This window comes from Amycolatopsis sp. cg9, assembly GCF_041346945.1.
Lineage (GTDB): Bacteria > Actinomycetota > Actinomycetes > Mycobacteriales > Pseudonocardiaceae > Amycolatopsis.
Genome location: NZ_CP166850.1, coordinates 8461485 through 8474441, shown reverse-complemented (window position 1 = coordinate 8474441; position 12957 = coordinate 8461485). Strand labels below are relative to the sequence as shown.

The window sequence follows — 12957 nt, the reverse complement described above, 5'->3', positions numbered from 1 at the left end:
TCGGACACACTTTTGCACTCTTCGATCGAAAGTCTGTCCGGTTTCGCACGTCTATCCGGGTGAAAACCGGGCAATCAGCGACTCCCTCACCTTGACGAGTGATGCGCGCCACCCTACTTTCGCTGCCTGGGCGACAAAGTCCGTTCAGCAGACAGCACAAGTTGGGGGCACCGTGGCCGTCACCGGGGCGAGGCGAGCCGATCCGGCGAGCCCGCGTACCGCGAACCTGGCCGCGGTCCTGCGCGCGCTGCGGAGCGGACCGCTCTCGCGCACGCAGCTGGCCGCCCGCTGCGGGATCGCCAAGTCGGCGGTGCCCGGCCTGCTCACCGACCTCGCCGGGCGCGGGCTGGTGCGCCCCGCGGGCGTGCTCCCGGGCAACGGGCGGCCCAGCCGGCTCGTCGAGCTGCACGGCGAAGACGCGTACGCGCTGGCCTTGAGCATCGAAGCCGACCGGCTGGCGGCCGTGGTCACGGATCTCTCCGGGCGGGTGCTGGCCGAGCGGGCCGAGACCGTCGACGTCGCCGCGCTCGGGCTGCAGCGGGGCATGGACGAGCTCGCCCACCTGGCCCGCCAGGTGCTGCCCGGCGACCCGGTCGGCGTCGCGATCTCGGTGCCGGGGCTGGTCGACTCGGCCGCCGCCGTGCTGAGACTCGCGCCGGCGCTGCGCTGGCGGGACGCCGAAATCGCCGGCCTGATGGCCGCGCGACTGGATCTCCCGGCCGAGGCCATCGCCGTTGACAACGATGCCAACCTCGGCGCACTCGCCGAATCGGTCGACGGGGCCGACGACCTGTTCTACCTCAGCGGCGGGACGACGGTCGGCGGCGGGCTCGTCTCCGGCGGCGCCATCCTGCGCGGCGCGCGCGGTTTCGCGGGCGAGGTCGGGCACATCGCCGTCGACCCGTCCGGCGAACGCTGCGCGTGCGGCCGGACCGGGTGCCTGGAGACGAAGGCGAACCTGGCCGCGGTCCTGCGCGCCGCGGCGCCGCCCGGCGATCCGCTGCACGACCCCGCCCTCGGCGTCGAAGGGCGGGTCGGCCTGCTCGGACTCCGCGTCCGGCGCGGCGACCAGCGCGCGGTCACCGCGGTGCACGAACTCGGCGTCGCCCTCGGCGTCGCACTGTCCACTGTGGTCGACGTGCTCGACCCGGACGTCGTCGTGCTGGGCGGCTACTTCGCCGAGCTCGGCGAGTGGCTGGTCGAGCCGGTCCGCGTCGAGCTCGCCGCCCGGCCGCTCGGCCACGCCCGGGTAGTGCCGTCCCGCCTCGGCCTGAAGGCCCCGCTGCGGGGAGCCGCGCACCTGGCGGCCGAGCGGCTGTTCGCGAACCCGACGCTCGTCGAGGAGGCCTCGGTATGAGTCTGCTGTCGGTCCGCGGGATCGTGAAGACGTTCCCCGGCGTCCGCGCGCTCGACGGCGTCGACTTCGACGTCGAACCGGGTGAGGTGCACTGCCTGCTCGGGCAGAACGGCGCGGGCAAGTCGACGCTCATCAAGGTCCTCGCCGGCGCGCACCAGCCCGACACCGGGGAGATCACGTGGCAGGGCGAACCCGTGACGCTCGGCTCGCCGGTCGACGCGCTGCGGCTGGGCATCGCCACCATGTACCAGGAACTCGACCTGGTGCCCGGGCTTTCGGTGGCGGACAACATCTTCCTCGGCCACGAACGCGCCCGCTTCGGGTTCACGCGGCTCTCGCAGGCCCGCGACGAAGCCGCCCGGCTGATGACGCGGCTGGGGCACCCCGGCATCCGGCCGTCGACCGAAGTCGGCAGGCTCTCCGCCGCCGGGCAGCAGCTGGTGTCGATGGCCCGCGCGCTGGCCCACGACGCCCGGCTGCTCGTGATGGACGAACCGACCGCCGCACTGGCCGGTGCGGAGGTCGACAACCTCTTCCGCATCGTCGGCGAGCTCACCGCGGACGGCGTCGCGGTCGTCTACATCTCGCACCGGCTCGAAGAACTGCGCCGGATCGGGCACCGGGTGACCGTGCTGAAGGACGGCCGGACCGTCGGCACCGGCCTCGACGCCGCCGCGACGCCGACCGCCGACCTGGTCGCGCTGATGGCCGGGCGCAAGGTCGAGACCGTCTTCGGGCCGCGTCACGACGGCCACGCCAGGCCGGAGACGGCCCTCGAAGTCGAGCACCTCTCCCGCGAGGGCGAGTTCGAGGACGTGAGCTTCACCGTCCACGCCGGGGAAGTCGTCGGCATCGCCGGGCTGGTCGGCTCCGGCCGCAGCGAGCTCCTGGAGACGATCTTCGGCGCGCGCAAGGCCGACCGCGGCACCGTCGCCGTGCGAGGAAAACCCCTGAGCACCGGCAACGTCCGAGCCGCCGTCAAGGCCGGGATCGGCCTCGCGCCGGAGGAACGCAAGAGCCAGGGCCTCCTGCTGGACCTGCCGGTGGTGCACAACGTGACCCTGGCCAGCCTCGGCCGCTACGCGAAGCTCGGCTTCACCGAACGCGCCCGGGAACTGGACGACGCCGGCGCGAGCCTGCGCCGCCTCGACCTGCGGCCCGCGGATCCCCGGCGGATCGTCCGCACGCTGTCCGGCGGCAACCAGCAGAAGGCCGTGCTCGCGCGGTGGCTGGTCCGCGGGTGCCGGGTGCTGCTGCTCGACGAGCCGACGCGCGGCGTCGACGTCGGTGCCCGCGCCGAGCTGTACCGGCTGATCGACGAGCTGGCCGCGACCGGCGTGGCGATCGTGCTGGTGTCCAGCGAAATCCCCGAGGTGCTCGGGCTGTCCGACCGGGTGCTGGTGCTGCGCGAGGGCCGCGTCCTCGCCGACCGGCCGTCCGGCGAGCTGACCGAGGCCGAGGTGCTCGACGTGATCCTGGAGGGCAGCGCGGCATGACCGATACCCAAGCACCACCACAGGAAGCGCTTCCCGCGCAGCGGCGGCGGTTCACCTTCTCCGCCGACCCGCGGCTGCTCGGGCTGGCCGGCGTGCTCGTCGTGCTGTGCCTGGTCGGCCAGTTCACCCGGCCCGAACTGTTCTTCACCGAAAGCAACATCTCGACGATCCTGCGGCTGGCCGCGGCGATCGGCGTGGTCAGCGTCGGGATGACGTTCGTGATCATCAGCGGCGGCATCGACCTCTCCGTCGGCTCGATGGTCGGCCTGGCCGGCGTTTGGCTGACGACGCTGGCGACGCAGTCGTACGGGCCGTTCGTGATGGTGATCTGCGGCCTCGCGGTCGGCCTCGGCTGCGGGCTGATCAACGGCGTGCTCGTCGCCTACGGCAAGGTCGTGCCGTTCATCGCGACGCTGGCGATGTACGTCTCGGCGCGCGGGCTCGCCGAGCGGATCAGCGGCCGCCGCACCCAGGTCGTCGCCGACCAGGACTTCCTCGCGTTCTTCCGCGGCGGCTTCCTCGGCATCCCGACGCTGATCTGGCTGTTCGCGCTGGTGTTCGCGGTCGGCTGGGTGGTGCTCAACCGCACCACGTTCGGCCGCCGGACGTACGCGGTCGGCGGCAACGCGGAGGCGTCGCGGCTGGCCGGGATCAACGTCAAGCGGCACCTCGCGCTCGTCTACGGCGTGGCCGGGCTGTGCTGCGGGATCGCCGCGCTGATGGTCGTCGCGCGGACGACGGCGGGCGCGTCGACCAACGGCATGTTCTACGAGCTCGACGCGATCGCGGCGGTGGTCATCGGCGGCACGCTGCTGACCGGTGGCCGCGGCTCGCTCATCGGCACGCTCATCGGCGTGCTGATCTTCACGGTGCTGTCGAACATCTTCACGCTCAACAACCTGGACACCGACATCCAGAACATCGCCAAAGGCGTGATCATCGTGCTCGCCGTGCTCTTGCAGTTCCGGGCCAGGAAAGCCAGGACCGGTAGTTAGTCACCACCGATGGAGGTCAACATGGCCGAACAACCTTTCCTCGGCCGCCGGGGATTCCTGCTGGGCGGGGCCGCCGTCGGCGCCGGCGCGCTGCTGGCCGGCTGCACGTCGAACACACCCGCGAACTCGGAGTCCAACGCGCCGGTCGCCAACGCCGGGAACAACGCCCAGCCGGGCAAGCCGGTCACCATCGGCTTCTCCGCGCCGGCCGCCGACCACGGCTGGATCGCGGCGATCACCAAGAACGCCAAGGCGCAGGCGCAGAAGTTCAGCGAGGTGAAGTTCAACGCCACTGAGGGCACCAACGACGTCAACCAGCAGATCTCCCAGGTGGAGACGCTGATCAACGCCAAGGTCGACGTGCTGGTGATCCTGCCCTTCGACGGCAAGGCGCTGACCTCGGTCGGCCAGCAGGCGATGGACGCGGGCATCCCGGTGATCAACCTCGACCGCGTCTTCGACACGCCGCTGGCGTACCGGACGTGGATCGGCGGCGACAACTACCGGATGGGCGTCAACGCGGGCAACTACATCGCCGCCGAGCTCAAGAAGAAGAACGTCGCCAACCCGGTCATCGGCGAGGTCGCCGGGATCGACTCGCTGCCGCTGACCCAGGAACGCAGCAAGGGCTTCGCGGACGCGCTGGGGCGCAGCGGCTTCAAGGTCGGCCCGCGGGTCTCGGCGCAGTTCACGTCGGAGTCCGGTGAGCAGCAGACCGCGAACCTGCTCCAGGGCGCGCCCAAGCTGGACGCGCTGTGGAACCACGACGACGACCAGGGCATCGGCGTCAACGCCGCGATCGACACCGCGGGCCGCAAGGAGTTCATCATGGTCGGCGGCGCCGGCTCGAAGAACATGATGAACCTGATCAAGGCCGACTCGTCGCCGATCAAGGCGACCGTGCTCTACAGCCCGTCGATGGCCTCGACGGCGGTCGCGCTCGCCCGGCTGCTCGGGCAGGCCAAGGGGATCGGCGACCTCGCCGAGCACGACATCCCGGCCGAGATCACCACGTACTCCGCAGTGGTCACCAAGGAGAACGTCGACCAGTACCTCGACGTCGGCTTCGATTCCTGACCGGACTTTTTTCGCCAGACCAAAGGAGGGGTATGAGCCCGGCACGGGAAACCATCGGGATCGGGATGGTGGGCCACGCGTTCATGGGTGCGGTGCATTCGCACGCCTGGCGCAGCGTCCACCGGTTCTTCGACCCACCGCTGGTGCCGCGACTCGCCGTCCTCGGCGGCCGGGACGAGGCCCGGGCCAAGGCCGCGGCGGACAAGTTCGGCTGGGAGGCCGTCGAGACGGACTGGCGGAAGCTCGTCGAGCGCGACGACGTCGGCCTGGTCGACGTCTGCACGCCGGGGGACAGTCACGCGGCGATCGCGATCGCCGCGCTGGAAGCAGGGAAGCACGTGCTGTGCGAGAAGCCGCTCGCCAACTCGGTCGCCGAGGCCGAAGCGATGGCCGAGGCGGCCCGGCGGGCCCGTGACCGCGGGGTCCGGTCCATGGTCGCGTTCAACTACCGCCGGGTGCCCGCGCTCGCGCACGCCAGGAAGCTGGTGGCGAGCGGGGCGCTCGGCGAGATCCGGCACGTGCGGTCGGCGTACCTGCAGGACTGGCTGTCCGACCCGGAAGCGCCGATGACCTGGCGGCTCCGCAGGGAATCCGCCGGGTCGGGGGCGCTCGGCGACCTGGGCGCGCACATCGTCGACGCGGCCCAGTTCGTCACCGGCGAGCTGATCACCGGCGTCTCGGCGCTGACGAACACCTTCGTCAAGCAGCGGCCCGCCGAGAACGGCGGGACGGACGACGTGACGGTCGACGACACCGCGCTGTTCCTCGCGCGGCTGTCCGGCGGAGCGGTGGCGACCTTCGAAGCGACCCGGTTCGCGCTGGGCCGCAAGAACGCGATGCGGCTGGAGGTCAACGGCTCGAAGGCGAGCCTGGCGTTCGACTTCGAGGCGATGAACGAACTCCAGTGGTACGAGGGCACCGGCACCGAAGCCGGGTTCCGCCGCATCCTCGTCACCGAGCCGCAGCACCCGTACGTCGGCGCGTGGTGGCCGCCGGGCCACCTGCTCGGCTACGAGCACACGTTCACCCACGAGGTCGCGGACCTGCTGGACGCCATCGGCGCGGGCACCGACCCCGCGCCGAGCTTCGACGACGGCCTGCGTGTCCAGCGCGTGCTGGACGCCGTCGAGCAGAGCGCGGCGGCCGATGCGTCCTGGACCGCGGTGGAGGAGGGGAAATGAGCCGTCCCGTCACGCTGTTCACCGGCCAGTGGGCGGACCTGCCGTTCACGGAGGTCTGCAAGCTCGCCGCCGACTGGGGTTACGACGGCCTGGAAATCGCTTGCTCGGGCGACCACTTCGAGGTCGACCGCGCGCTGGCCGAGCCGGACTACGTGCCGGCGCGGCTGGCGCTGCTGGCCGAGCACGGCCTCAAGGTGTGGGCGATCTCCAACCACCTCGTCGGGCAGGCCGTCTGCGACGACCCGATCGACGCCCGGCACCGCGCGATCCTCCCGTCCCGCATCTGGGGCGACGGCGAACCCGAGGGCGTCCGGCAGCGGGCGGCGGCCGAAATGGCCGACACCGCGCGGGCCGCCGCGAAGCTCGGCGTGGACACCGTCATCGGCTTCACGGGGTCGAAGATCTGGAAGTACGTGGCGATGTTCCCGCCGGTCACGCGCGATGACATCGATGACGGTTACGCGGACTTCGCCCGTCGCTGGCACCCGATCCTCGACGTCTTCGACGAGGTCGGCGTCCGGTTCGCGCACGAGGTCCACCCGTCGGAGATCGCGTACGACTACTGGACGACCAAGCGCGCGCTCGAAGCCGTGGACCACCGGCCGGCGTTCGGGCTGAACTGGGACCCGTCGCACTTCGTCTGGCAGGACCTCGACCCGGTCGGGTTCATCCTCGACTTCGCCGACCGGATCTACCACGTCGACTGCAAGGACACCCGCAAGCGCTTCGACGGCCGCAACGGACGGCTCGGCTCGCACCTGGCCTGGGCGGATCCGCGGCGGGGCTGGGACTTCGTGTCCGTCGGCCACGGCGACGTCCCGTGGGAGGACTGCTTCCGGGCGCTGAATTCGATCGGCTACACCGGCCCGATCTCGGTGGAGTGGGAAGACGCCGGGATGGACCGGCTCCGTGGCGCGGCGGAGGCGGTGAAGTACCTGCGCGAGCACCTGTTCGACCAGCCGTCGGCGGCTTTCGACGCGGCTTTCAGCAACCAGAGATGAGGGAGTTCCATGTGCGGTCATGAAGCTGAGCAGCACTCCCGACGGACGTTCCTGAACGTGGCGACAGCGGCCCTCACGGTGGGGGCGGCAGCGATCGCGCTACCCGGTTCCGCGGACGCCACCCAAGCCCGGCAGCGCATCCCGCTCGACAAGATCAGCATCCAGCTCTACTCCCTGCGGTCGCTCCTGCAGAACGATCCCGAAGGCACGCTGTCCGCGCTGGCCGACATCGGCTACCGGAAGGTCGAGCTGGCCGGCACCTACGGCCGCAGCGCCGCCGAGTTCCGCGCCATCCTCGACCGCAACCACATCGAGGCCTCCTCGACGCACGTCGGCATCGACGGCGACCTGAACCAGACGATCGCCGACGCCAAGGTCCTCGGCAACCGCTCCGTCGTCGTGCCGTACGCGAATTTCGGCACCATCGCCGAGTGGGAGGCGTTCGCGGGCCGCATGAACACCGCCGCGGTCGCCTTCAAGAAGGCCGGCCTGAAGCTCGGCTACCACAACCACGACCACGAATTCGCCCCGATCGGCGGCGTCGTGCCCTACGACGTGCTCACCGCGAAGACGGACAAGCGGCTCGTGCACCTGGAAATCGACCTGTTCTGGGCGGTGAACGGCGGCGCGGACCCGGTCGAGCTGTTCCGGCGCAACTACCCGCGCGTGAGGCAGTACCACGTCAAGGACCGGACCGCGGACGGGCAGATGGTCGACCCCGGCGCGGGTGTCATCAACTTCCCGCGCATCTTCGCCGCGTCCTGCCACAACATCGGCGAATACATCGTCGAGCACGACCAGCCCACCGACCCGCTGAACACCGCCAAGGTCGGGTTCGAGTACCTCCGCACCGTGCGTTTCTGAGACCCCGGGGGAAAGTCGCATGCGAGTGTCACGTCGGTCGATGCTGGCCGGAACCGCCGCGGGCGTCCTCGTGCCCGCGGTCGGGATGGCCGATTCGGCCTTCGCGGCGGGCTTGAACCGCCAGATCACCATCTACGCCGAAGCCCTGCCCGGCGGCCTCTACGGCTACGGCCTCGAACCGGGCAAGGCCACCATCCCCGGGCCGCTGCTGGAGATCTACGAGGGCGACACCCTCGAGATCGAACTGGTCAACCGGACCGACCAGCGGCTGTCGATCCACCCGCACGGCGTCAACTACGACACCGGGTCCGACGGCGCCCCGCTCAACGCGTCGTTCAACAAGCCGGGCGAAACCCGGACCTACACGTGGAAAACGCGGGCCCGGTACGACGCGGGCGGCGGGTTCTGGATGCCGGGCAACGCCGGCTACTGGCACTACCACGACCACGCGATGGGCACCGACCACGGCACCGCCGGCCTCGCCCGGGGGCTCTACGGCGGGCTGATCGTGCGCAAGCGCGGCGACCTGCTGCCCAGCCGGCAGTACACCGTCGTGTTCAACGAGATGATGATCAACCACAAGATGGCGCCCGACACGCCGATCCTCGAGGCCCGCCTCGGCGAGCGCGTCGAGTGGGTCTGCATCGGGTACGGCAGCCTGCCGCACACGTTCCACCTGCACGCGCACCGCTGGGCCGACACCCGCACCGGGATGCTCAGCGGCGCCGCTGACAACGCTGCCACCGTCGACAACAAGAACCTCGACCCCGGCAGCTCCTTCGGCTTCCAGGTGATCGCCGGCGAGGGCGTCGGGCCGGGGGCGTGGATGTACCACTGCCACGTCCAGACCCATTCCGACGGCGGGATGGTGGGCCTGTTCCTGGTCCGCAACGCCGACGGCAGCCTGCCCGACGGGGCGCAGGAAGCGATCGACCGGTTCAAGCTGCATGACCATTCCGGGCACGACATGAGCCCGGATGGACGGACGCACGCATGAGGACGGGAGCTATGAGAAAACGGTGGTTCGGAAGGCGCGGGGCGCTCGTGCTCGCCATCGGCTCGGTCCTGGCGGCCGGGGCCCCGCTGATCACGATGCCGGTGGCGCAGGCCGCGCCCGCCGCGGTGAACGTGCCCGTCAACGTGCTGGTCTTCCACGGCGCGGCGGCGGATCAGAAGGACCCCGTGCTGCGCGCGGCCGACGCGATCGCGAGGCTGGGCACGGACAACGGCATCACGGTGACGGCGTCTTCGGACCCCGCCGTGTTCAGCGCCGCGAACCTGGCCCGCTACCGCGGTGTCGTCTACCTGTCCGCACAGGGCATCACGCTCAGCCGTGACCAGGAAGGCGCGCTGCAGGCGTACATGAAGGCCGGCGGCGGGTTCCTCGGCATCTCCGACGCCGCCCGCGCACAGGACTCGTCCCAGTGGTTCACCGGCCTGATCGGCGCGCGGCCGATCGGGGCGCGGCCCACGCCCGAGGCGGTCGCGGCGGTGACGGCGAGCGGGGAGAACCCGCCGAACGAAACCAAGGAAAAGCTGGCCGACAACAACGAGAACACCAAGTGGCTGACGTTCGCCACCACCGGCTGGGCGGCCTACAAGATGGCGGCGCCGGTCGCGGTCAGCAGCTACTCGCTGGTGTCGGCGAACGACTTCCCGGGCCGGAACCCGAAGAACTGGACCCTGCAGGGCTCCGCCGACGGGGCCACGTGGACCGACCTGGACACGCGGGCGAACGAGGTGTTCACCGATCCGTTCCAGACCCGGACGTTCACCTTCGCCAACACCACGGCGTACGCGAACTACCGGCTGAACATCACCGCGAACGCCGGTGAACCGATCATCCAGCTCGCCGACCTCAAGCTGTTCAAGGACACCTCGACGACCCCGCCGCCGCCCGAGCCGGCGCCGCAGCAGGCCGTGGTCGACGTCCTCGACGCGCAGCACCCGGCCACCGCCGGGCTGCCGCAGAACTGGACGCGCACCGACCGCTGGCTCAACTGGGAGACCAACCCGGTCGGCACCGTCCACACGGTCGCGCAGGTCGAGGAGAAGGGCTACAACCCCGGGGTCGGCGCGAACGGCGCGTTCCACCCGATCTCGTGGTGCCGCGACTACGACGGCGGCCGCTCCTTCTACACCGGCATGGGCCGCACCGAAGGGTCCTACGGCGAAGACCAGTTCCGGAAGCACCTGCTCGGCGCGTTGCGCTGGACGACCGGGATGGTGCGCGGCGACTGCCAGGCCGGGATCGCCGCGAACTACAAGGTCGAGCGGCTGACCGGCAAGAACGCGGCCGGGCAGCTCGACCAGATCGGCGAGCCGCACGGGCTGACCATCGCCCCGGACGGCAAGGTGTTCTACATCGGCAAGGCCGCCTGCCCGACCGGGCCGGTCGTCAGCTGGGACGACCCGAACGTCGGCCTCGGCTGCGGCACGATCCACCAGTGGGACCCGGTCACCAAGAAGGTCAAGCTGCTCACGACGTTGCGCGTGATGGGCAACCGGGGCAGCGGCGACGAGCTGGTCAAGAACGAAGAGGGCCTGCTCGGGATCACGCTGGACCCGAAGTTCACCGAGAACGGCTGGTTCTACGCCTACTGGATGCCGCACGAGTCGATCGACCGCGACAAGCGGATCGGCAAGCGCACGATCTCGCGGTTCACCTACAACGCGACCGCGCAGACGATCGACCAGGCGACCCGCAAGGACCTGCTGTCCTGGGATGTGCAGATCCACAGCTGCTGCCACGCCGGCGGCGGCATGGCGTTCGACAAGGACGGCAACCTCTACGTCGGGTCCGGGGACAACAACTCCTCGGGCGGCTCGAACGGCTACTCGGGCAACAACTGGACGCTCGACTACAAGGGCCTCTCGTTCCAGGACGCGCGCCGCACGGCGGGCAACACGAACGACCTGGGCGGCAAGATCCTGCGGATCCACCCGGAGGCCAACGGGACGTACACCATCCCGGCGGGCAACCTGTTCCCGAACGGGCCGGCGGACAAGACGCGCCCGGAGATCTACGTGATGGGCGTCCGCAACATCTCGCGGCTGCAGATCGATCCCGTGCACAACTGGATGACCGCGGGCTGGGTCGGTCCCGACGCGTCCTCGCCGAGCCCCGAACTGGGCCCGGCGAAGTACGAGACGGCGACCATCATCACCGAGGCGGGCAACCACGGCTGGCCGTACTGCATGGGCAACCGGCAGCCCTACCGCGACCGCAGCAGCACGAACGCGGCCGAGCTGACCGGCTGGTACGACTGCGACAACCCGGTCAACACCTCGCCGCGCAACACGGGCCTGGTGAACCTGCCGCCGATCAAGGACAACATGATCTGGTACTCGCCGGACGGCGGCGGGCCGGTCTTCCCGAAGCGGCCGGGCTCGTCCATCCCGACGTACGTCGCGGCGGACGCCACCTACACCCAGCCGTACCTGCGGGGCGGCGGCCAGGCGGTCATGTCCGGGCCGACGTACCACCGCTCGCTGGTCAACACGAACAGCGGCGTGGCCTGGCCGGCGTACTGGGACAACAAGTGGTTCATCGGCGACGAGTCGAACGCGCAGAACCGGGTCGCGGTGACCGTCGACCCGGCCGGCGTGCCGACGCACCAGCCGCCGGTGTTCGCCGAGACGTTCCGGCAGATCATCCCGGGCGGCTCGGGTGACACCCGGGTGCAGAGCTGGATGGACGCCAAGTTCGGGCCGGACGGCGCGCTGTACGTCCTGGACTACGGCAACGGGTTCTTCTCGCTCGACGCCAACCAGAAGCTGCTGAAGATCAGCTACACCGGCGGCGCGCCGACCCCGGCGCCCGCGGCGACGTCGACGATGGTGCAGAACAAGGCGCTGACGGCGGCGTTCACCGGGTCGAAGTCCGGCGGCGTGTCCTACCGCTGGGAGTTCGGCGACGGCTCGGTGTCCACCCAGGCCGACCCGCGGCACACCTACCCGCGCACGGGGATCTTCACCGCGAAGCTGACCGTGACCTACGCGAACGGTGAAGCGGTGACGACCCGGACCGCGGTGAACGTCGGCTGCGTGGTGGCCGATCCGAGCCCGGTGGTGACGTTGGGCGACAGCATCACGAAGGTGGTCAACCGCAACGCCGGCGGTGGCTGCACGGTCGACGACTTCATCGACGACGAAGGCGTGTGGACCACGCACGCGGCGTTCGTCAACCACGTCGGGCAGGCCACCGAGACGCTCTCCGACCTCGGGGTGCTGAACGACGCCGAGGTGGCCGAGCTGAACGCGGCGGCGGAGGCGTCGCCGATCGGGAAGCCGGGCACGACGGGGTACGAGGCGCTGTTCGACGGCACCGCCGCGTCGCTGCGGGCGTGGGAACAAGCGCCGTCGGGGCAGTTCGCGTTGCAACCCGACGGGTCCATCCGGGCCGGTGGCGGGCTGGGCATGCTCTGGTACGCCCAGCGGCAGTTCGGCGACTTCTCGGTGAAGGTGCAGTTCAAGGACATCGCACCCGAGGGGTACCGGGCCAACAGCGGCGTCTTCGTCCGCTTCCCGGATCCGCGGACACCCCTGGACCAGCGGCCGCCGGGCAGCTGCGGCACGGTCGGGTCGGCGCGGACGTCGCAGGCGTGGGTGGCCATCTACTGCGGCCACGAGATCCAGATCTACGACGGCGACACCGGCGAACCGCAGAAGACCGGGTCGGTCTACAACTTCGACCCGCGCCCGCTCGACCAGGCGGGCGCGCGGCCGAAGGGAACGTGGAACGAGTACGAGATCAAGGTCGTCGGGCAGCACTACACGATGATCCGCAACGGCGTGGTGATCAACGAGTTCGACAACACGCCGGGCCAGCAGTCGTCGCGCGCGGGTGACCCGCCGACCGACCTGCGGCAGTTCGTCAGCGGGTTCATCGGGCTGCAGAACCACAGCGACAACGACCTGATCGAGTTCCGCAACATCCGGGTGCGGCAGCTGTAGCGCGATGGGGGCCGGGCGTGCGCCCGGCCC

At 70.5% G+C, this 12957-nt stretch carries 9 protein-coding genes; all 9 read left to right on the top strand.

Going from position 1 to position 12957, the window contains the following annotated elements:
* Window positions 1–172 precede the first annotated feature (172 nt).
* Genes AB5J73_RS39115 through AB5J73_RS39075 form a run of 9 tightly spaced genes read left to right on the top strand, consistent with a single transcriptional unit; the run spans window position 173 to window position 12927 of the window.
* Window positions 173–1357, top strand: coding sequence for an ROK family protein (locus AB5J73_RS39115; RefSeq protein ID WP_370963883.1), 1185 nt, complete (start codon window positions 173–175; stop codon window positions 1355–1357).
* A complete protein-coding gene (locus AB5J73_RS39110; protein ID WP_370963882.1) occupies window positions 1354–2853 on the top strand; it encodes a sugar ABC transporter ATP-binding protein in 1500 nt (499 codons plus the stop codon). Before AB5J73_RS39115 ends, AB5J73_RS39110 begins: the two co-directional genes overlap by 4 nt.
* Window positions 2850–3848 carry an ABC transporter permease gene (locus AB5J73_RS39105; RefSeq protein WP_370963880.1) on the top strand — a complete coding sequence of 333 codons (999 nt, stop codon included), beginning with the start codon at window positions 2850–2852 and terminating at the stop codon, window positions 3846–3848. Before AB5J73_RS39110 ends, AB5J73_RS39105 begins: the two co-directional genes overlap by 4 nt.
* A 21-nt stretch (window positions 3849–3869) precedes the next feature.
* Entirely contained in the window at window positions 3870–4925 is a 1056-nt protein-coding gene (locus AB5J73_RS39100) for a substrate-binding domain-containing protein (protein ID WP_370963878.1), read from the top strand.
* Window positions 4926–4957: 32 nt separating this feature from the next.
* Window positions 4958–6106, top strand: a complete 1149-nt coding sequence (locus AB5J73_RS39095) for a Gfo/Idh/MocA family protein (RefSeq protein WP_370963876.1) — start codon at window positions 4958–4960, stop codon at window positions 6104–6106.
* Entirely contained in the window at window positions 6103–7107 is a 1005-nt protein-coding gene (locus tag AB5J73_RS39090) for a sugar phosphate isomerase/epimerase family protein (protein WP_370963875.1), read from the top strand. The genes AB5J73_RS39095 and AB5J73_RS39090 overlap by 4 nt, the downstream gene beginning before the upstream one ends.
* 9 nt (window positions 7108–7116) lie before the next feature.
* Window positions 7117–7971 carry a TIM barrel protein gene (locus tag AB5J73_RS39085; protein ID WP_370963874.1) on the top strand — a complete coding sequence of 285 codons (855 nt, stop codon included), beginning with the start codon at window positions 7117–7119 and terminating at the stop codon, window positions 7969–7971.
* 19 nt (window positions 7972–7990) lie between these two features.
* Window positions 7991–8968, top strand: a complete 978-nt coding sequence (locus AB5J73_RS39080) for a multicopper oxidase domain-containing protein (protein WP_370963873.1) — start codon at window positions 7991–7993, stop codon at window positions 8966–8968.
* Between the two features lie 11 nt (window positions 8969–8979).
* Window positions 8980–12927, top strand: coding sequence for a ThuA domain-containing protein (locus tag AB5J73_RS39075; protein WP_370963872.1), 3948 nt, complete (start codon window positions 8980–8982; stop codon window positions 12925–12927).
* Window positions 12928–12957: the final 30 nt, after the last annotated feature.